Origin of the sequence: Pseudomonas sp. ChxA (genome assembly GCF_030263855.1) — a bacterium.
GTDB classification, from domain to species: Bacteria; Pseudomonadota; Gammaproteobacteria; order Pseudomonadales; family Pseudomonadaceae; genus Aquipseudomonas; species Aquipseudomonas fluorescens_CB.
Genome location: NZ_JARPMK010000001.1, coordinates 4,674,165 through 4,693,271, shown reverse-complemented (window position 1 = coordinate 4,693,271; position 19,107 = coordinate 4,674,165). Strand labels below are relative to the sequence as shown.

Annotated in this window: 17 protein-coding genes; 13 read left to right on the top strand and 4 right to left on the bottom strand. The window is 62.0% G+C overall.

The window, feature by feature from the left end:
- Nucleotides 1–122: 122 nt before the first annotated feature.
- Both P5706_RS20775 and P5706_RS20770 read left to right on the top strand, forming a co-directional pair.
- A complete protein-coding gene (locus P5706_RS20775) occupies nucleotides 123–674 on the top strand; it encodes a DUF3455 domain-containing protein (RefSeq protein WP_285681443.1) in 552 nt (183 codons plus the stop codon).
- Between the two features lie 125 nt (nucleotides 675–799).
- On the top strand, nucleotides 800–1,567 hold the full coding sequence (locus P5706_RS20770; protein WP_285681442.1) for an outer membrane protein: 768 nt from the start codon (nucleotides 800–802) through the stop codon (nucleotides 1,565–1,567).
- 15 nt (nucleotides 1,568–1,582) lie between these two features.
- On the opposite strand, the gene P5706_RS20765 is transcribed toward P5706_RS20770, so the two are convergent.
- From P5706_RS20765 to P5706_RS20750, 4 genes are all read right to left on the bottom strand, one after another.
- Nucleotides 1,583–2,410 carry a hypothetical protein gene (locus P5706_RS20765; protein WP_285681441.1) on the bottom strand — a complete coding sequence of 276 codons (828 nt, stop codon included), beginning with the start codon at nucleotides 2,408–2,410 and terminating at the stop codon, nucleotides 1,583–1,585.
- Nucleotides 2,398–2,598, bottom strand: coding sequence for a hypothetical protein (locus P5706_RS20760; RefSeq protein WP_202940736.1), 201 nt, complete (start codon nucleotides 2,596–2,598; stop codon nucleotides 2,398–2,400). Before P5706_RS20760 ends, P5706_RS20765 begins: the two co-directional genes overlap by 13 nt.
- Nucleotides 2,599–2,720: 122 nt before the next feature.
- Nucleotides 2,721–3,299: a cupin domain-containing protein gene (locus P5706_RS20755; protein WP_285681439.1), complete on the bottom strand. Its 579-nt coding sequence runs from the start codon at nucleotides 3,297–3,299 to the stop codon at nucleotides 2,721–2,723.
- On the bottom strand, nucleotides 3,287–5,242 hold the full coding sequence (locus tag P5706_RS20750; RefSeq protein WP_285681437.1) for an oxidoreductase: 1,956 nt from the start codon (nucleotides 5,240–5,242) through the stop codon (nucleotides 3,287–3,289). The genes P5706_RS20755 and P5706_RS20750 overlap by 13 nt, the downstream gene beginning before the upstream one ends.
- A gap of 133 nt (nucleotides 5,243–5,375) precedes the next feature.
- Between P5706_RS20750 and P5706_RS20745 the strand changes: the two genes are divergently transcribed.
- The 11 genes from P5706_RS20745 to P5706_RS20695 all read left to right on the top strand — a co-directional run bounded on the left by P5706_RS20745 (nucleotide 5,376) and on the right by P5706_RS20695 (nucleotide 18,538).
- Nucleotides 5,376–6,134, top strand: coding sequence for a class II aldolase/adducin family protein (locus P5706_RS20745; RefSeq protein ID WP_285681435.1), 759 nt, complete (start codon nucleotides 5,376–5,378; stop codon nucleotides 6,132–6,134).
- A 41-nt stretch (nucleotides 6,135–6,175) separates the two neighbouring features.
- Nucleotides 6,176–6,814, top strand: a complete 639-nt coding sequence (locus P5706_RS20740; protein WP_285681433.1) for a TetR family transcriptional regulator C-terminal domain-containing protein — start codon at nucleotides 6,176–6,178, stop codon at nucleotides 6,812–6,814.
- A gap of 150 nt (nucleotides 6,815–6,964) precedes the next feature.
- The gene (locus tag P5706_RS20735; protein ID WP_285681431.1) at nucleotides 6,965–7,756 is read left to right on the top strand and encodes an enoyl-CoA hydratase/isomerase family protein; all 792 of its coding nucleotides are present in this window, start codon (nucleotides 6,965–6,967) and stop codon (nucleotides 7,754–7,756) included.
- 18 nt (nucleotides 7,757–7,774) lie between these two features.
- Nucleotides 7,775–8,935, top strand: a complete 1,161-nt coding sequence (locus P5706_RS20730) for an acyl-CoA dehydrogenase family protein (protein WP_200434068.1) — start codon at nucleotides 7,775–7,777, stop codon at nucleotides 8,933–8,935.
- 18 nt (nucleotides 8,936–8,953) lie between these two features.
- Nucleotides 8,954–11,062, top strand: coding sequence for an acetate--CoA ligase family protein (locus P5706_RS20725; RefSeq protein ID WP_285681428.1), 2,109 nt, complete (start codon nucleotides 8,954–8,956; stop codon nucleotides 11,060–11,062).
- Nucleotides 11,052–12,659, top strand: a complete 1,608-nt coding sequence (locus P5706_RS20720) for a 5-guanidino-2-oxopentanoate decarboxylase (protein WP_285681426.1) — start codon at nucleotides 11,052–11,054, stop codon at nucleotides 12,657–12,659. Before P5706_RS20725 ends, P5706_RS20720 begins: the two co-directional genes overlap by 11 nt.
- 19 nt (nucleotides 12,660–12,678) lie before the next feature.
- The gene (locus P5706_RS20715; protein ID WP_285681424.1) at nucleotides 12,679–14,265 is read left to right on the top strand and encodes an ABC transporter substrate-binding protein; all 1,587 of its coding nucleotides are present in this window, start codon (nucleotides 12,679–12,681) and stop codon (nucleotides 14,263–14,265) included.
- 149 nt (nucleotides 14,266–14,414) lie between these two features.
- A complete protein-coding gene (locus tag P5706_RS20710; RefSeq protein ID WP_200434072.1) occupies nucleotides 14,415–15,374 on the top strand; it encodes an ABC transporter permease in 960 nt (319 codons plus the stop codon).
- A gap of 3 nt (nucleotides 15,375–15,377) precedes the next feature.
- Complete coding sequence (locus tag P5706_RS20705; RefSeq protein WP_200434073.1) at nucleotides 15,378–16,205, top strand: ABC transporter permease; 828 nt, start codon at nucleotides 15,378–15,380, stop codon at nucleotides 16,203–16,205.
- 2 nt (nucleotides 16,206–16,207) lie between these two features.
- Nucleotides 16,208–17,827, top strand: a complete 1,620-nt coding sequence (locus P5706_RS20700; protein ID WP_285681422.1) for an ABC transporter ATP-binding protein — start codon at nucleotides 16,208–16,210, stop codon at nucleotides 17,825–17,827.
- Between the two features lie 9 nt (nucleotides 17,828–17,836).
- Nucleotides 17,837–18,538, top strand: coding sequence for an NAD(P)H-dependent oxidoreductase (locus tag P5706_RS20695; protein WP_285681420.1), 702 nt, complete (start codon nucleotides 17,837–17,839; stop codon nucleotides 18,536–18,538).
- Nucleotides 18,539–19,107 lie beyond the last annotated feature (569 nt).

The following is a 19,107-nucleotide window of genomic DNA, read 5'->3' as shown; positions in this document are numbered from 1 at the left end:
AATAAACACTTCGGGTCGGTTGTTCATCCTGCAGACGCTGATAACCAGCCATGTTCGACCACTGACGGACTTTTTTGATGATTAACCCGACCCTTCTCGACTCTTCTCTCGGCAGGCGCAAAATGAGCAATTCCGACCCTGAAACTGAGGCGCGCCGTAATCGCCTGGCGCTGCTGGTACTGCAGGTGATCGGTCTGATTGTGCTGGTGATCTGCGCGGCCGGCGCACAGCGCGCTCAGGCCCAGGACTTGCCGGAACCGGCCGTGGGTGCGGCGACAAACATTCTGATGACGGTACAGGCCACCGGCGTGCAGATCTACACCTGCGCCAAGGACAGCAACGGCCAGTTGAGCTGGCAGTTTCGCGAGCCGCTGGCGACGTTGATGGTCGACGGCAAGACCGTAGGCCGCCACTTCGCCGGGCCTGCCTGGCAACTGAATGACCGCAGTGCGGTCATGGGCAAGGTTATCGCCCAGGTACCGGGGGCCAGCGCGAAAGATATCCCACTGCTGCGCCTCGACGTGACGGCGCACCAAGGCACTGGCGAATTGGCGCAGGTCGTCGCGGTAGAGCGTCTGCATACCCTGGGTGGTGTATTCAGTGGCGGCTGCGAACAGACCGGGCAATTACACCTCGAACCTTACAGCGCCGATTACCGTTTTATCGGCCAATAGCCTGAGCCCGAGCCATTCGGCTCGGCTGTAACACCCCCTTATTTGCCTGTTTGTCTCGCGCCGATAGCTATCGGCGTGCGGCAACGCCGTGTCTGCAACACCCCAAAAATCATAGGAGCTATTACATGATCACTCGTTTACTCGCTGTTACCGCACTCACCGTCGTGGCGTCGTCTGCTGCCCAGGCGGCAGATGCCTACTCGTCCGAAGGCCCTACCGACTGGACCGGTTTCTACGGCGGCTTGAGTGCCGGCTACGGCTTTGGTGGCGATGGTGACGTCAACACCAAAGGCCAGGCTGCACCCAACATCGCCAACATCAACGGTGGTGCTCGCCCTGGTCGAGTGGATCTGGACCGCATTGGCCTGCTCGGCGGTGCGCAGATCGGTTACAACTACCAGTTCGGCCAATGGGTCGCCGGCGTCGAGGCCGATATCTCCCACACCGACCTGAACGACAGCCGCAATATCGGCACCTCGCAACTCAATACCCACCTGGCGTTGAACAATAAATTCGAATCGAAGATCAAGTACCTGGGCACCCTGCGCGGGCGCTTTGGGTATGCCTTCGACCATACCCTGATCTACGGCACTGCCGGTCTGGCCTACGGTGAAACCAGCCAGAGCGTCGACATGTTCGGCCCCACTGGCAACACCCAGTTCAGCGGCGATCAAAGCCACTTCAAGATGGGTTACACCGTGGGCGCGGGTATCGAACAGTCGCTTACCAAAAACCTGTCGTTCAAGACCGAGTACCTGTACTACGACCTGGGCCAGGACAAGCTGAACGTGGCAGTGATTCCGGGCAGTGGCGGGGCGGGCACCGGGTATGACTCCAAGTTCAAGAACGACGGGCAGATGCTGCGCGTGGGGTTGAACTGGAAGTTTGATTGACGCGGTTACCTAGCCTCATGCGCAGATGCGTGAGGCTTTGATCGGGCGCACAGTGCGGTGGTGATAGCACTGCCCCTGCTGCGCCTTTCGGCTTCTGCGGGACTGGGAACGGGTCCATGTGGTGAAGTCAAAGCGAGTGGCTGATACGACGTGTTCCTGAATCAGCATGATGGGCAAGGGCTGGTCCCTGGTCGTGTAATGGGTGCTGAACGTGACTTCCAAGGTGTCCTTGTCCCGGTAACCGCTGAGTATGGGCACCAGGGTGAACCCATGATCGACGCCTTCGGACTCCGTGGGTGTTCCGGCGAATAATACAATCCCGACATAGACCTTCCTGTCGCTCAAGCTGAACATGCACGGCGCGCACTTGACGATGGATTCCCTTAATAAAAACCTGAACGGCGTGCCTTCAAGAACACCCAGCGACAGCGTGTGATAGAGCTGCGCGTCAGTTTGCAGCTTGAGCAGTTTCTTCTTTGTGCGCACATAAAGCTTTGCCCAAAAGAACGGAATCACCAACGCGGTGATGCCCGCTTGCAACAGAAAAACCCAAAGCGTGCCGTTCTTCTCATTGGCAATGTCGAGCTGTACCAGTAGCGCACCCAGGTATTGGCTGTAGTCCACCGCGACTTCATGCCCGGCGATAACAACAGTTTGTTTTGATAACGTCAGCAGGGCTGCACTCAAGATTGTAGCGACGGTCAGGCAGACCATTCCGAGCCTTGCTACCTGCAGGTAGAGCAGCTGCCCCTGGAACCGGTGCAATCGCAAGTAGAAAAACGGATGTCTGAGGCAGACCAGATAGCCGCTGACCAGTAACGGCACAATGATCAGCAGGCCCATGAATCGTCTGACTCCATTTTTTGTACTTGGCGCATCGCATCCTTGTAACCCTCGGAGGCGATAACCTCATCGATGTCCAAGCCAATGCCTCCCTGTACGACCTTCCAGGTTTTACGGGACTTGACGTCCCTTACTCGATCCCAATCATCTTGAGTGGGTTTGCCAAACAACAAGTGCAATAAAGACATGGCGACAACCTCGAAAAGAAGTAGCCATTTTTATAGCAAGCGGTTCGGCCCCTCACCACTGATGGCAAGCCGCGCCACTGTCGTCGGTTCCCGTAGGAAACGTCTGCATTTGCGCCAGCGGTCTAAAATGTCGGCGGTGTAATCACCCAGATCACCTCTGTATTCACCTTGCCCGGGTTGCCATACCGGTGCGGCTCGCTGCTGGCAAAGCTGAAACTGTCGCCTGCAGCCAGCAGGAAATGCCGCTCACCGACCCACAGCTCAAAGGTGCCGCTCAACACATAGCCTGCTTCTTCGCCTTCATGGCTGTAGCTTTGCTGGCTGTAGGCGCCGGGTGGAAAGCAGGAGTGCAGCATCTCAAGTTGGTGGTTGGGCAACGGCGTCAGCAGTTGGTCGACGATGCCATCTTCATAGCGGATGCTTTGACGATTGTTTTTGCGTACCACATAGCCTTCATCCGCTGGCGCAGGGGCGGCTTCGCTGGCGAAAAACCACTGGATAGTCACGCCCAGGCTGCGGGCGATATTGAACAGCGCCGGGATCGATGGGTACGCCAGGTTGCGCTCCAACTGGCTGAGATAGCCGGCGGTCAGTTCACTCAGTTGCGCCAGTTCGGTCAGCGTCAAGCCGCGTGCCTTGCGCAGGCCGCGAATGCGCGTACCGAGGAACAGTGGCTGCGGTTCGTCGTTCAAAGTTTCCACGCTGTCTTGAGCCCTTCGTAGATCGCCTCTTCGGCGGTGCGCGGCGCCAGGCAGTCGCCGATGCGCTCAAAGGTCACCAGCCCCTCAAGCTCAGCGCCCAGAGTGTCCACCGACTGGTGACCCTGGCACAACACCAGGCTGTCGATATCCTCCAGCAGCATCGGTTCGCCGCTGGCGCTGTGTTGCAGGTAAACCGTGCTGTCGTCGCAGCCGTAGAGGCGGGCATAAGGGACGATGGGAATGCCCAGGCGGTGCAGCTCGCCCGCCAATTGATCGCGCACATACAGCGGCAGGTTTTCCCCGCAGTGCGTGCCATTGACCGCCAGTTGCACCTGATGGCCGGCGCGCACCAGACGCTCGGCGATGCCGGGGCCGATCCAGTCGCAGCGCCAGTCGACCACCACCACCGAGCGCCCCAGGCTGACCTGATCGCGCAACACCTGCCAGGCATCGACGACTTGCAGCTCGCCGCCGCGCTCGAACGCCGGCCAATAGGGTTCGGCGCCAGTGGCGATGATCACGTGGTCGGGTTGCTCCTGCACCACCAGGGCGCGGTCGACACGGGTATTGCGCACCACACGCACGCCTGCCAGCGTCATCTCCCGTTGCAGGTTGGTGCTGGCGCCGCCGAATTCGCTGCGCCGTGGCAGCAACTGCGCCAATAACACTTGCCCGCCCAGCTGTGCGCTGGCTTCAAACAGGGTCACGTCATGACCGCGTTGCGCAGCCACAGCGGCAGCTTTCATGCCGGCCGGGCCACCGCCGACCACCATGATGCGGCGGCGTTTCAACGTCGGTTGCAGCTTACCGAAGTGCAGCTCGCGCCCCGTCTCGGGGTGCTGGATGCAGGAGATTGGCAAGCCCTTGTGAAAGTGCCCGATACACGCCTGATTGCAGGCGATGCACGCACGCACATCGTCGGCGCGGCCTTCGAGGGTCTTGGCCGGCATCAGCGGGTCGCAGATCAGTGCGCGGGTCATGCCGCACACATCGGCCTGGCCGCGCGCCAGGATCAACTCGGCCTCCTGGGGCTGGTTGATCCGCCCGGTGACAAACAGTGGAATCGACAGGCTGGCCTTGAACGTTGCGGCCGCATCGGCCAGGTACGCGGCGGCAATGGCCATGGGCGGCACGATATGCACCGCGCCGCCTGTGGACGCCGAGGTGCCGGCGACGATATGCACATAGTCCAACTGCGCTTGCAGGCTTTTTACCGCCTCAAGGGATTCGCTTTCGGTGAGGCCTTCGCTGTCGCGCTCATCGGCAGAAATGCGCAGGCCGATGATGAACTGCGCGTCGGTCGCGGCCCGCACGGCGGCAATAATTTCCCGCAGGAATCTCAAGCGCTGTTCAAGCGTACCGTTGTAATCATCGGTGCGCCGGTTAACTCGTGGGTTTAGAAACTGCGCGGGCAGGTAGCCATGGCTGGCGACCACTTCCACGCCATCAATTCCCGCCTGATGCAAGCGCCTGGCCGCCGCCGCGTAACCGCTGACGATCTCATCGATCATCGCCGGGTCAAGCGCCCGAGGCATCACCCGGAACCGCTCATTGGGCACCGCCGACGCCGAGTACGCCACCGCCAGCAACCCGTCTGCCGACTCCATGATCTCGCGCCCTGGATGGAAGATTTGCGACAGCACCAGAGTGTCCTGGGCATGGCAAATATCGGCCAGCTCGCGATAGCCGTCGATGCAGCTATCGTCGGTGGCCATCAGCACATGGGAGGTGTACCGCGCGCTGTCGTGCACGCCTGCCACCTGCAGCACAATCAACCCCACACCGCCTTCGGCGCGCGCACGGTGATAGGCGATCAATTGTGCATTGACGCGGTTATCCGTCGGCATCGAGGTGTCATGCCCGCTGGACATGATGCGGTTTTTCAGGCGCTTGCCGCGCAGTACCAAGGGCTTGAACAGGTGCACGAAGGTTGGGTGCGACATGGTGCGGATACTCCAGGCGCTGTTATTGTTATTTTTCTAGTAAGCGGCGAGCGCCAGTAAAAAATCAACTTGTTTTTTTACTGGCGGCTGGATTAGCGTCGCCCTCACCAACCCCGTGCCTGGAGAATAAAAAATGACTCACTCCACCGAGCAGCAACTGCGCGAAGAACTCGCGGCCTGCTATCGATTGATCGCGCACTACCGCATGAGCGATCTGATCTTCACGCATATTTCGGTGCGTATTCCCGGGCCGGAACATCACTTTCTGATCAACCCTTATGGGCTGATGTTCGATGAAATCACCGCCTCCAACCTGGTCAAGATCGGCCTGGACGGGCAGGCGGTCGAACCTTCTCCTTATGCCGTCAACCCGGCCGGTTTTGTCATTCACAGCGCCATCCATGGCGCTCGCGAAGACGCTCAGTGCGTGCTGCATACCCACACTCGTGCCGGCTGTGCGGTGGCGGCGCTGGAGTGCGGCTTGTTGCCAGTCAATCAGATCTCGATGGAGTTCTACGGCAAGGTTGCCTACCACGACTACGAAGGCGTCGCCCTGGACATGCACGAGCAGCGCCGGCTGGTGCAGGACCTCGGCGACAAGCCGGTGCTGATGCTGCGCAACCACGGTTTGTTGACGCTGGGTGAGACGGTCGGTGAGGCGTTTCTGCGCATGTATTACCTGGACAAAGCCTGCGATATTCAGATCGCCGCCCAGGCCTGCGGCAAGCTGATCCTGCCGCCGGCTGAGGTCTGCGCTTACACCGAGCAGCAATTCAATAACCCCAACCGACCGTTGGAGGAGGGCGAGCTGACCGATTTGAATGCCATGCAACTGGCATGGGCGGCGTTGCTGCGGATGCTGGATCGGGTGTCGCCCGGTTATCGCGACTGAGGTAGAGTCGTGCAGCCGACTCAACCGAAGGACACCGCCCCATGACCCAGGAATCGCGTTTCTCCCGCATGGAGCCACAATTGCGCAAGGCCAACCTGGTCCAGGCGACGCTGACGTGCCTCAAGCGCGATGGCTTCCAGGGTGCTTCGATCCGCAAGATCAGCGCTGAGGCCGGGGTGTCGGTCGGGCTGATCAGCCATCACTATTCGGGCAAGGATGAGCTGGTGGCCGAGGCCTATCGCACCATCACCGCGCAAGTCATGAGCCTGTTGCGCGAGACCATGGCCAAGGCGTCGCCCGAGCCGCGTGAGCGTTTGTCGGCGCTGTTCCGAGGCTCCTTTTCGGCGGAACTGCTCGACCCGCAACTGCTGGACGCCTGGCTGGTGTTCTGGGGCGCGGTCAAGACCGCGCCGGCGATCAACCAGGCCCACGAGCATTCCTATGGCGAGTACCGCACCATCATGCGTTCGGCGTTGGCGGACATGGCCAGGGAAGAAGGCTGGGAGCAATTCGATGCGGATTTGGCCGCCATCGGTTTGAGCGCGTTGCTCGATGGCTTGTGGCTGGAGTCGGGGCTCAACCCCGGCACCTTCACGCCGCAGCAGGGCATCCAGATCTGCGAAGCCTGGGTCGACGGCCTGCAAGGCAACGGTCGCGCGCGCTACCAGCTCAAAGCCTGAGCCTTCCCTTCACCGTCCTGACGCTCTATTCGGGCGTTTTTTTTCGCCCTGAAAATATTTGCAGTTTGCCGATTGCCTCCTTGCTGAACACTCGTTTAGTATCTCGCCATGTCGCACCCCTCACGCCAATTAAAATAATTCGAGGAAGCCATGACTACCGATTCGCCCGTGCTCACTCAGGTGCAAGCTGGCGTTGCCTGGATCACCCTCAACCGTGGCCCGCAGCGCAATGCACTCGACATCCCGACCCTCAAACACCTGCATGCCGTGCTCGACGCGTTCAACACCGACCCCAATGTGCGCGTGGTGGTGCTTACCGGCAGCGGCCGCAGTTTCTGCGCCGGTGCCGACCTGGCTGAATGGGCCGACGCCGAGTCCCGCGGCGCTCTGGAAACCTACGGCTGGACCGAAACCGCTCACGCCCTGATGACCCGCCTGCACACCCTCGACAAACCTACGATTGCTGCGATCAACGGCACCGCCGTCGGCGCGGGCATGGACCTGACCCTGTGCTGCGACCTGCGCATCGCCGCCCACTCGGCGCGTTTCAAGGCCGGTTATACCAGCATGGCGTATTCGCCGGACGCTGGCGCCAGTTGGCACTTGCCGCGCTTGATCGGCAGCGAGCAAGCCAAGCGCCTGCTGTTCCTCGATGAGCTGTGGAGCGCCGAGCGCGCACTGGCTGCCGGGTTGGTGGGCGAAGTGGTCGCCGATGCGCAACTGCATGCCCACACAAGCGAGCTGGCCACGCGCCTGGCCAACGGACCGACCTTCGCCTTCGCCCAGACCAAAACCCTGATCCGCGAAGGCGCCGGGCGCAGCCTGCCTGAACAGCTTGAGGCCGAACTGGCCGCCGGACTGTTGTGCGGGCGCAGCGACGACGGCGCCGAAGCGCTGCGTGCCTCAATGGAAAAACGCCTGCCGGTTTTCTCCGGTCAATAAGCACACACAGGTAGCGCCATGAATTTCCAACTCAGCCAAGAACAAGACATGTTGGTGGACGCGGTACGCAGTTTTGTCGCCAGGGAATTGCTGCCCCATGAGGACGCGGTGGACCGTGCCGACGCGGTGTCGCCTGAGCTTGCCGCGCAGATTCGCGACAAGGCTGTGGCTGCCGGCTTCTATGCTTTCAACATGCCCGAAGAGGTGGGCGGTGGTGGCCTGGATTACCTGTCCCAGGCGTTGATCGAACGCGAGTTGTCCAAAGTCTCGTGGGCGCTGCATGTGTTTGTCGCGCGCCCGTCGAAGATCCTCATGGCCTGCACCGGCGCGCAGGTCGAGGACTATCTGTTGCCGTGCGTGCAAGGCCACAAAATTGACTGTTTTGCGCTGACCGAACCCGGCGCCGGCTCCGATGCTAATGCGATCAAGACCCGTGCCGTGCGCAGTGGCGATGACTTCGTCATCAACGGCAGCAAGCACTTCATCAGCCACGCCGGCCACGCCGATTTTGCCATCGTGTTTGCCGTCACCGACACCTACGAACACAACGGCCGCCAGCGCAATGCGGTGACTTCGTTCCTGGTCGATCGCGGCACGCCCGGCATGACCATCCGCCGTGGCCCCAAGTGCGTGAGCAACCGCGGTTATCACACCTATGAAATGTTCTTCGACGACTGCCGCGTGCCCGCCTCCAAAGTGCTCGGCGAAGTCGGTAAGGGGTGGGAAGTCGCCAACGCCTGGCTCACCGCTGGCCGGGTGATGGTCGCTGCCAACTGCGTCGGCCAGGCCCAGCGTGCGCTGGAGGTGTCGCTGCAATGGGCGGCGGACCGCAAGCAGTTCGGCCAGCCCATCGGCACCTACCAGGGCGTGAGTTTCAAGCTGGCCGACATGGCCACGCAGATTCGCGCTGCCGAGCTTTTGACCCTGCACACCGCCTGGAAGATGGACCAGGGCAGCATGACCGACGGCGAGGCCGGCATGGCCAAACTGTTTGCCAGTGAAACCCTGGGCAAGGTGGCCGATGAAGCCGTGCAGATCTTCGGCGGCATGGGCTTGATGGATGAAGGGCCGGTGGAGCGCATCTGGCGTAACGCGCGGATCGAACGGATCTGGGAAGGCACGTCGGAAATCCAGCGGCACATTATTGCCCGTGAACTGTTGCGGCCGTTGTTGCGCTGATCGGCGCGGAGAACGCTTATGTCCCAGGCTATTCGCGACAACCTCAAGCGCCTGCTGGCGCCCCGGCACCTGGCTTTTGTCGGTGGGCGCAGCATGGCCCGCGCCCTAAAGCGCTGCGCCGACGGCGGTTTTAGCGGACCGATGTGGCTGGTCAACCCGCAGCATGACAGCCTCGACGGCATCCCGTGTGTGCGTCGGGTTGCCGATTTGCCTTGCGGCCCGGATGCGGTGTTTATCGCGACTAACCGTGAGCTGACCTTGGCCTGCGTCGCCGAACTCGCCGCCATCGGCACCGGCGGCGCCATTTGTTATGCCTCCGGGTTTGCCGAAACCGGTGCCAATGGTGCGGCCTTGCAACAGCAGCTTATTTCAGCGGCGGGCGACATGGCCTTGCTCGGCCCAAACTGCTACGGCCTGCTGGACTACTTGCACAGCGCCGCGCTGTGGCCGGTGGCCCATGGCGGCAAGGCGGTAGAGAAGGGCGTGGCAGTGCTCACCCAGAGCGGCAACTTCGCCTACAACCTGTCGATGAGCGACCGCTCGCTGCCCATTGCTTATATGGCATCGGTGGGCAACCAGGCGCAGTTGGGGGTTGCCGAGTTAATGGACGTGCTGCTCGATGAGCCGCGCGTGACCGCCATCGGCCTGCACCTGGAAGGCTTGAAGAATGTGCCAGGGTTTGCCCGCGCGGCGCACAAGGCGCTGGAAAAAGGCATCCCGATTATCGCGCTGAAAACCGGCGTGTCGCAGATCGGCGCCGAGTTGGCCTTGAGTCACACCAGTTCGCTGTCCGGTTCCGATGCGCTGTACGACAGCCTGTTTGCGCGGCTGGGCGTGATCCGCGTGAGCGGACCGGTGAGTTTTGTCGAAACCTTGAAAGCCGCGGCCTGCGGCAATCTACCTGGCGGCAATTGCCTGATCGCACTGGCCTGTTCCGGTGGCGACGCGGGGCTGATTGCCGACTACGCCGAGCGCAACCAACTGGCCTTGCCGAAGCTCGACGCAGGCCAGCGCGCCGAGCTGGCGCAGGTGCTGCCCAACTACGCCAACCTGGTCAACCCATTGGACTTTACCACCGCCATCTGGGGCGACCGCGAGGCGCTCGAATGCATGCTCGAAACGGCCCTGCGCACCGACGCCGATGCGGCGATGCTGGTGCTGGATTACCCAGCCGAATTCACCGGCGAGCGCAAGGAATGCGACCTGTTGCTGGAGTTGTTTTGTGCCGCGCTCAGCCGCCATGGCAAAACCGGTTTTGTCACCTCGGCCTTTCCCGAATTACTGCCGGCCCATGCCCGCGAACGCCTGCATGCCCACGGCATTGCCGCGCTGCAAGGGGTGGAAGATGCACTCGCTGCCTGGGGGCGGATTGCCGATTATCAAAACCATCGTCGTGTGTTGCTGGAGCGGGGCGAGTCGATCCTTGCCCCGCTGTGCCCTCAGCCTCTTGCGGGCCATGGCTTGGCGCTGGATGAATGGACGTCCAAACAAGCCTTGCGCGCCTTTGGCTTGAGCACGCCAGCAGCGGTGCTGAGCACGCCAGGGCGCGCCATCGCAGACGCCAAACTCTTGGGCTACCCGCTGGTACTCAAGGCCGTCAGCACCGACCTGCCGCACAAAACCGAAGCCGGGGCCGTAGCGTTGAACCTGCAGGATGGTTTTGCCCTGACCGTTGCCCTTGAGCAAATGCGCGGGCAAATCGCTGCGTATGCGCCAGGCGTGGTCTTCGATCAATTGCTGCTGGAAGCCATGGCTACCAGGCCCTTGGCCGAGTTGATCGTGGGCATCAAGCGGGAAAATGACTTTGGCCTGGCCCTGGTGATTGGTGCCGGTGGCATCCTGGTGGAGTTGCTCAAAGACAGCCGCAGCCTACTGCTGCCGACCACCGATGAGGCGATTCGCAACGCCGTGCTCAGCCTGCGCAGCGCCGCCTTGCTGCAAGGTTTTCGCGGGCGTGCAGTGGCGGATATGGATGCGCTGGTGGCGGCCATTCGCGCGGTGGCCGACTACGCCTGCGCCAACGCCGAGCAGTTGCTGGAACTGGATGTGAACCCACTATTGGTCAATGCCGACGGCGCACTGGCAGTGGATGCATTGATTCGCCTAGGAGATGAACATGCAAGATAAGACCCTGACCGGTGGCCAGGCGCTGGTGCGGTTGCTGGCCAACTATGGCGTCGACACCGTGTTCGGTATTCCCGGCGTACACACGCTTGAGTTGTACCGCGGCTTGCCCGGCAGTGGCATTCGCCATGTGCTGACGCGCCACGAACAGGGCGCCGGTTTTATGGCCGACGGTTATGCGCGGGTCAGCGGCAAACCGGGCGTGTGTTTTGTGATTACCGGGCCTGGCGTGACCAACGCCGCCACCGCCATCGGCCAGGCCTACGCCGACTCGATCCCGATGTTGGTGATCTCCAGCGTCAACCATACCGCCAGCCTCGGCAAAGGCTGGGGCAGCCTGCATGAGACCCAGGACCAGCGCGCAATCACCGCACCGATCACCGCGTTTTCGGCGGTGGCCTTGAGTGCCGAGGATTTGCCCGAATTGATCGCCCGCGCCTATGCGGTGTTCGACAGCGAGCGGCCACGGCCGGTGCATATTTCGGTGCCGCTGGATGTGCTGGCAGCGCCGATCACGCGCGACTGGAGTAATGAGGTTGTTCGGCGTCCGGGGTGCGGCCTGCCATCGGCCGACGCGCTGGAGCAGGCGGTGGTCAAGCTCGCAGCGGCCCGGCGGCCCATGATCATTGCCGGTGGCGGCGCGCTGGCGGCGGGTGAGGCGTTGCAGCGTTTAAGTACGCTTTTAGCCGCACCGTTTTTCAGCAGCGTGGCTGGCAAAGGTCTGTTGGCGATCAATGACCCGCTCAATGCCGGTGCCACCCTGTGCGTAGAGCCCGGCTGGCAACTGATCAGTGAGGCGGATGTGGTCTTGGCCGTCGGCACGGAAATGGCCGACACCGATTACTGGCGCGAGCGCTTGCCCATCACCGGCGAACTGCTGCGCATCGATATCGACCCGCGCAAGTTCAACGATTTCTACCCTTGCGCCGTGGCGCTCAAAGGCGATGCCCAACAGACCTTGCTGGCCTTGCTCGAACGTCTGCCGCCGGCACCGCGTAGCGCCGATGCGGCACGCCAACAGGTCGCGACATTGCTTGAGGCAGTCGAGCTGGGGCACGGCCCTTTGCAGTCCATTCACCAAGCCATTCTTGACCGTATCGAGGCCGAGCTGCCCGCCAACGCCTTTATCAGCAGCGACATGACCCAACTGGCCTACACCGGCAACTACGCCTACCGCAGTCGCGCCCCGCGCAGTTGGCTGCACCCCACGGGCTACGGCACCTTGGGTTATGGCTTGCCCGCCGGCATTGGCGCCAAGTTCGGCGCACCGCTGCGCCCAGGCCTGGTGCTGGTGGGCGATGGCGGTTTTCTCTACACCGCCCAGGAACTGGCCACGGCTGTCGAGGAACTGCACAGCCCGTTGGTGATACTGCTGTGGAACAACGACGCCCTCGGCCAGATCCGCGACGACATGCTCAACCTGGACATCGAGCCCATCGGCGTGCTGCCACGCAACCCGGATTTTGCGCTGTTCGCCCAGGCGTTCGGCTGCACCGTGAACCAGCCCAAGAACCTGGATGAGTTGCAAACGGACTTGCGCAACGGTTTCAAACGCAACGGCGTGACCTTGATCGAGCTCAAACATGCCTGTGCCTGTTGACCCTTAGAGGAGCAAGACCATGAGCGAAAACAACAACAAAATGACTCAAGCAATGCACCGACGGGACTTCCTCAAACACAGCGCCGTGGCAGGTGCAGTGGCGGCGGCGTTCTCCATGGGCCTGCCGCTGCACGCGTTTGCCGAAGAGGCAACCCCCAAAGCCGGCGGCGTGCTGCGCCTGGGCCTGGCCGGCGGCAGCACCACCGATTCGCGCGACCCAGGCTCCTGGGTCGACACCTTCACGTTCGTCGGCTTCTCGGCGGTGTACAACACGTTGACTGAAATCGCCGTCGACGGCAGCGCGATCCCTGAATTGGCCGAGCGCTTTGAGTCCACCCCGGATGCCCGCGTGTGGACCTTTCACTTGCGCCAGGGCGTGACCTTCCACAACGGCAAAAGCCTCAGCGCCGACGATGTGGTGGCGTCGATCAACCATCACTTGAGCAAAGACTCCACCTCAGCGGCCAAGACCGTGCTTGGCGACGTCGCCAGTGTCAGCGCCAAGGGCAGCGACGCGGTGGTGTTCGAACTGCATTCCGGCAATGCCGACTTCGCCTATGTGGTCGCCGATTACCATTTGGTGATCATGCCCGCCAAGGACGGCACCGCCGATTGGCAGGCCGGCGTGGGCACCAGCGGTTACCGCCTGAAAAGCTTCGAGCCGGGCGTGCGCATGGACCTGGAGCGCAACCCCGATTATTGGAAACCCGGCCGCGCGCACTTCGCCAGCGCAGAACTGCTGGCCATCGCCGACGGCGCGGCGCGGGTGAATGCGCTGGTGACAGGGCAAGTGGATGTGATCAACAAGGTCGACCTGAAAACCGTGGCCTTGCTCAAGCGCAACCCGAGCCTTGTGATTGAAGAAACCAAGGGCGCCCAGCACTACACCTTCCCGATGCTGTGCGACAGCAACGAGTTCAAGAACAACGACATTCGTATGGCGATGAAGCACGCGATCAACCGCGAAACCTTGCTGGCTTCGGTGTTGCACGGTTACGGCCTGGTCGGCAATGACCACCCGATCCAGCCCGGCAGCCGCTTTATCAACGCGGCGCTGGAGCAGCGCACTTACGACCCGGACAAGTCACGCTTTTACCTGCGCAAAGCCGGTATGGACTCGCTCAAGGTCCGCCTGCAAGCCTCCGACGCCGCCTACACCGGCGCGGTGGACGCCTCGGTGCTGTTCAAGGAGCAGGCGCGCCAGGCTGGTATCGACATCGACGTGGTGCGCGAACCGGCCGACGGGTTCTTCTCCAATGTGTGGATGAAGCAGCCGTTCACTACCTCGTTCTGGTACAGCAGCCTGACCGCCGACCGCATGTTCAGCATCGGCTATGCCAAGGGTGCGGCCTGGAACGAAACCCATTGGGACAACCCACGCTTCAACCAACTGCTCACCGCCGCCCGTGGCGAGATGAACGCGCCGCTGCGCCAAGAGATGTACAACGAAATGCAGGCCCTGTGCCGCGATGACGGCGGCGCGATTGTGCCGCTGTTCGCCAGCTCCGTGGCGGCGCGTTCGAACCGCGTGAGTCATGGGCCGCTGACGGCGCCCTATGGTGAGCTGGATGGGTTGCGGTTGATTGAGCGGTGGTGGCAGGCATAGAAACCCTCCAAACAATGAAGACCCAATGTGGGAGCTGGCTTGCCTGCGATGGCGGTGTGTCAGGCTGAAAATCTATCGCTGATGTACCGCTATCGCAGGCAAGCCAGCTCCCACACTTGATTTGTGGTGGCTTAGGAGTCAACACACACATGAATAGCCTATTCAAACTGGTGCTCCAACGCCTGGCCCTCGGCGTACTGTCTTTGTTCGCCGTCTCGGTGATTATCTTTCTGGCCGTCGGCCTGCTGCCCGGCGATATCGCCCAGGCCATGCTCGGCCAGTCCGCCACGCCGGAAACCATCGCCGCTTTTCGCGCGCAATTGGGCCTGGATTTACCGCCGCTGACGCGTTTTGCGCACTGGCTGTTGCGGCTGTTACAGGGTGATCTGGGCGCGTCACTGGCCAACCAGCGGCCGATCGCCGAGCTGATCGGTGCGCGCCTGGGTAACACGCTGAGCCTGGCCGCCCTGGCGGCGTTGGTGTCGGTGCCCACCGCACTGGTGCTGGGCATGCTCGCGGCGTTATACCGCAACAGCTGGTTCGATCGCCTGCTCAACACCACGGCGTTGAGCGCGGTGTCGTTCCCGGAATTCTTTGTCGCGTACCTGCTGATCCTGGTGTTTTCGGTGAAGCTGGGCTGGTTTCCCAGCCTGTCCAACCTGGCGCCGGATGCCACCTTCGGCACGCTCCTGGAGCGCTCGGTGCTGCCGGTTGCCACCCTGAGTCTGGTGGTGATCGCGCAGATGATGCGCATGACCCGCGCCTCCCTGATCAACCTGTTGGCCAGCCCGTATATCGAAATGGCCCGGCTCAAGGGCATCAGCCAAGCGCGGATTATCTGGAAGCACGCGCTGCCCAATGCGCTGGCGCCGATCGTCAACGTGGTGGCGTTGAACCTGGCGTACCTGGTGGTGGGAGTGGTGGTGGTCGAGGTGGTGTTTGTCTATCCAGGTCTCGGCCAGTTGCTGGTGGACTCGGTGTCCAAGCGCGACATCCCGGTGGTGCAGGCGTGCAGCCTGATTTTTGCCGCCACCTACATCCTGCTCAATACCGGGGCTGACGTGCTGTCCATCGCCAGCAACCCACGCCTGATGCATCCCAAGGGGTAAGCCATGAGCCTGTTGAGCCAAGTGGCCCGGGCGCCGTTGAGCGCCAAGTTCGGCCTGCTGATTATTCTGTTATACGTCGCGGTGGCACTGTTGGCGCCGCTGCTGGCGCCCTATGGCGAAACCCAGGTGGTGGGCGAAGGCTTCGCGCCCTGGAGCGGCCAGTTTCTGCTGGGCACCGATAACCTGGGGCGCGACATGTTCAGCCGCCTGGTGTACGGCGCGCGCAATACCTTGGGGATTGCCTTCCTGACTACCACGCTGGCGTTTCTGCTCGGAGGCTTGAGCGGTTTGATCGCGGCGATCAAGGGCGGCTGGGTTGACCAGGGGTTGTCGCGGGTGGTGGATATTCTGATGGCGATCCCGCAGCTGATTTTTGCCTTGTTGATTCTCAGCGTGGTCGGCACCAATGCCACCTCGCTGGTGCTGGTGATTGCGCTGCTGGATTCGACGCGGGTGTTTCGTTTGGCCCGCGCGGTGGCCATGAGCGTGGTGGTGCAGGATTTTGTCGAAGCCGCCCGCCTGCGTGGCGAAGGCCTGTGGTGGCTGGTCAGCCGTGAAGTGCTGCCTAACGCCGCAGCGCCGCTGATTGCCGAATTCGGCCTGCGTTTTTGTTTTGTGTTCCTGTTTATCAGCGCGCTGTCGTTCCTCGGCCTGGGCATCCAACCGCCTACCGCCGATTGGGGCAGCATGGTGCGCGACAACGCGGTGCTGATCACCTTCGGCGATATCAGCCCATTGCTGCCGGCGTTGGCGGTGGCGTTGATCACCGTCAGTGTGAATTTTGTCGTCGACTGGATGCTGCATAAATCCAGCGGCCTGAAGGAGTGTTGAGGATGGACAGGCCATTGCTGGAAATCCGCAACCTGCAGGTCGAAGGGCATTACGAGGATGCCTGGCATCCGTTGATCAAGGGCATTGACCTGACCTTGCAGCGCGGTGAAGTGTTGGGGCTGATCGGTGAGTCCGGAGCGGGTAAATCCACCCTCGGGCTGGCGGCGATGGGCTATGCCCGCGACGGTTGCCGCATCATCGGCGGCTCGGTGTGTTTCGACGGTATCCAATTACTGCAAGCCAAGCCTGAGGCCTTGCGCAAGCTACGCGGCCTGCGCATCGCGTATGTGGCGCAAAGCGCGGCGGCGTCCTTCAACCCGGCGCATCGCCTGATCGACCAGCATGTGGAAACGGCGGTGATCAACGGCGGCATCAGCCGCGCCCAGGCCGAGCGCGAGGCGGTGGAACTGTACCGCGTACTGCGTTTGCCCAACCCCGAAACCATTGGCCAACGCTACCCGCATCAAGTCTCGGGCGGGCAGTTGCAGCGGGTAATGACGGCCATGGCCATGGCCTGCCATCCGGACCTGATTATCTTCGACGAGCCCACCACCGCCCTCGACGTCACCACCCAGATCGACGTGCTGGCGGCGATCCGTGACGCGCTGAAAACCTTCGGCAGCGCCGCGTTGTATATCAGCCACGATCTAGCGGTGGTCGCGCAGATGGCCGACCGCATCATGGTGCTGCGCCACGGCAAACTGGTGGAAGAGGCCGACACCCGCAGCATGCTCAGCCAGCCGCAGCAGGACTACACCAAATCGCTGTGGGCGGTGCGCAGCTTTCGCACCGAGCCCAAGGCGTGCCCGGTGGCGCAGACGCCGTTGCTGGAGGTGCGCCAGGCCTGCGCCAGCTACGGGCAGCAGCCGGTGCTGCATGAGGTGTCGATGCAGCTGTATCGCGGCCAGACCCTGGCGGTGATTGGCGAGTCCGGCAGCGGTAAAAGCTCCACCGCGCGCTTGATTACCGGGCTGCTGCCGGCCACGGCGGGGCAGGTGTTGTATGACGGCGAGGCGCTGCCGGTGGATTTTCGGCGGCGCAGCAAGGAGCAATTGCGGCGCATCCAGATGATCTACCAGACCCCCGACACGGCGCTGAACCCGCGCCAGCGCATCGTTGACATCATCGGCCGGCCACTCACGTTTTACCTGGGCCTCAAAGGCAAGGCGATGCGCGCGCGGGTCGCCGAGTTGCTGGAGATGATTGAGCTGGACCCGGCGGTGTTCATGGAACGCCAGCCGCGAGAATTATCGGGCGGGCAAAAGCAACGCATCTGCATCGCTCGCGCGCTGGCGGCCGACCCGCAACTGATCATCTGCGATGAAGTCACCTCGGCCCTTGATCAACTGGTGGCCGAGGGCGTGCTGAAACTGCTCAACCGCCTGCAGCAACAACTGGGTGTGGCCTACCTGTTTATCACTCACGACGTGGCCACCGTGCGCGCGATTGCCGATGAAGTGCTGGTGATGCAGCGGGGCAGGGTGGTGGACCACGGCAGCCGCAGCGCGATTTTTACCCCGCCGTACCAGGCTTACACCGACCTGTTGTTTTCATCGGAGCCGGAAATGGACCCCGACTGGCTTGACCATTTGCTGGCCCAACGGGCGGCGCTCACTGTTTGAGGAATGCACATGAAGGTGTTGATTGTTCACGCTCACCCCGAGCCTCAGTCGTTTACCGCCGCGCTGCGCGATCAGGCGCTCAGCACGCTGCAAAGCCAGGGGCACGAAGTGCAGGTCAGCGACCTGTACGCCATGCAGTGGAACCCGGTGGCGTCTGCCGCTGACTTTGCCACGCGGGAGAATCCGGATTATCTGGTGTATGCCTTGGAGCAGCGCCTGGGCGTAAAAAATCAGTCGATCGCGGCGGACATCCAGGGCGAACTGGACAAGCTGCTGTGGGCCGACCTGCTGATCCTCAACTTCCCGATCTTCTGGTTCTCGGCGCCGGCCATACTCAAGGGCTGGATCGACCGGGTGCTGGTGTCCGGCGTGTGTTACGGCGGCAAGCGTTTTTACGATCAAGGCGGGCTGGCGGGCAAGCGCGCGCTGGTCACGGTGACCTTGGGCGGGCGCGAGCATATGTTTGGTGAGGGCGCGATTCATGGGCCATTGGAGGAGATGCTGCGGCCGATTCTGCGCGGCACCCTGGCGTATGTCGGTTATGACGTGCTGGCGCCGTTTGTGGCGTGGCATGTGCCGTATATCAGTGCCGAGGCGCGGCAGGATTTTTTGCTCGGATATGAACAGCGGCTGCAAGGGCTTGCGGATGAGCAGCCCTTGGTATTTCCGAAGCTGGCGCAGTTTGATGAGGCGTTGTATCCACTGTCCTGAACGCAACGATATTCAAATGTGGGAGCTGGCTTGCCTGCGATGGTCATATGGCTGGGCGGTCGGGGGGCATATCCGTTGCTGCGGTAACGGCTGGTATTGGTTCAGCTCTTACAGCGGGTCACTTTTGCAAGGACGCAAAAGTAACCAAAAGGTCCTCGCCCCAACACTCGGTGCCTCGCTTAGGCTCGGCATGCCCGCAATCCGCCAGTGATTTGGGGGGCCGCCGCGATGGGCCATCCTTGGCCCAGCGCGGCTAAACCGGCGTCCTGCCGGTTTACCCCCCAAATCACTGTCAGATTCCGGCCATCGTGTTTGACGGGGCGATTTCAGATCAAGATCAAAAGCGCAGATCAAAAGACCGCTGACTTCGTCATCGAAAAGGATGTAAGGGCCGGAGCAACAGCAACAGCAACAGCAAAGCCATACTCGGTCAAAGGTGGGAGCTGGCTTGCCTGCGATGGCATCAACTCAGTGTGCCTGATACACCGAGGTGTCTGCATCGCAGGCAAGCCAGCTCCCACAGAAAGGCAGATCCCAAAGAAAAGCAGTTCTTCAGTGCATGCAAATCC

What these genes read in the sequence shown, in the direction of transcription:
- P5706_RS20760 (WP_202940736.1), bottom strand. Translation starts at nt 2,598, where the DNA reads ATGTCTTTATTGCACTTGTTGTTTGGCAAACCCACTCAAGATGATTGG.
- P5706_RS20775 (WP_285681443.1), top strand. Translation starts at nt 123, where the DNA reads ATGAGCAATTCCGACCCTGAAACTGAGGCGCGCCGTAATCGCCTGGCG.
- P5706_RS20715 (WP_285681424.1), top strand. Translation starts at nt 12,679, where the DNA reads ATGAGCGAAAACAACAACAAAATGACTCAAGCAATGCACCGACGGGAC.
- P5706_RS20735 (WP_285681431.1), top strand. Translation starts at nt 6,965, where the DNA reads ATGACTACCGATTCGCCCGTGCTCACTCAGGTGCAAGCTGGCGTTGCC.
- P5706_RS20745 (WP_285681435.1), top strand. Translation starts at nt 5,376, where the DNA reads ATGACTCACTCCACCGAGCAGCAACTGCGCGAAGAACTCGCGGCCTGC.
- P5706_RS20700 (WP_285681422.1), top strand. Translation starts at nt 16,208, where the DNA reads ATGGACAGGCCATTGCTGGAAATCCGCAACCTGCAGGTCGAAGGGCAT.
- P5706_RS20710 (WP_200434072.1), top strand. Translation starts at nt 14,415, where the DNA reads ATGAATAGCCTATTCAAACTGGTGCTCCAACGCCTGGCCCTCGGCGTA.
- P5706_RS20695 (WP_285681420.1), top strand. Translation starts at nt 17,837, where the DNA reads ATGAAGGTGTTGATTGTTCACGCTCACCCCGAGCCTCAGTCGTTTACC.
- P5706_RS20720 (WP_285681426.1), top strand. Translation starts at nt 11,052, where the DNA reads ATGCAAGATAAGACCCTGACCGGTGGCCAGGCGCTGGTGCGGTTGCTG.
- P5706_RS20770 (WP_285681442.1), top strand. Translation starts at nt 800, where the DNA reads ATGATCACTCGTTTACTCGCTGTTACCGCACTCACCGTCGTGGCGTCG.
- P5706_RS20725 (WP_285681428.1), top strand. Translation starts at nt 8,954, where the DNA reads ATGTCCCAGGCTATTCGCGACAACCTCAAGCGCCTGCTGGCGCCCCGG.
- P5706_RS20765 (WP_285681441.1), bottom strand. Translation starts at nt 2,410, where the DNA reads ATGGGCCTGCTGATCATTGTGCCGTTACTGGTCAGCGGCTATCTGGTC.
- P5706_RS20705 (WP_200434073.1), top strand. Translation starts at nt 15,378, where the DNA reads ATGAGCCTGTTGAGCCAAGTGGCCCGGGCGCCGTTGAGCGCCAAGTTC.
- P5706_RS20730 (WP_200434068.1), top strand. Translation starts at nt 7,775, where the DNA reads ATGAATTTCCAACTCAGCCAAGAACAAGACATGTTGGTGGACGCGGTA.
- P5706_RS20750 (WP_285681437.1), bottom strand. Translation starts at nt 5,242, where the DNA reads ATGTCGCACCCAACCTTCGTGCACCTGTTCAAGCCCTTGGTACTGCGC.
- P5706_RS20740 (WP_285681433.1), top strand. Translation starts at nt 6,176, where the DNA reads ATGACCCAGGAATCGCGTTTCTCCCGCATGGAGCCACAATTGCGCAAG.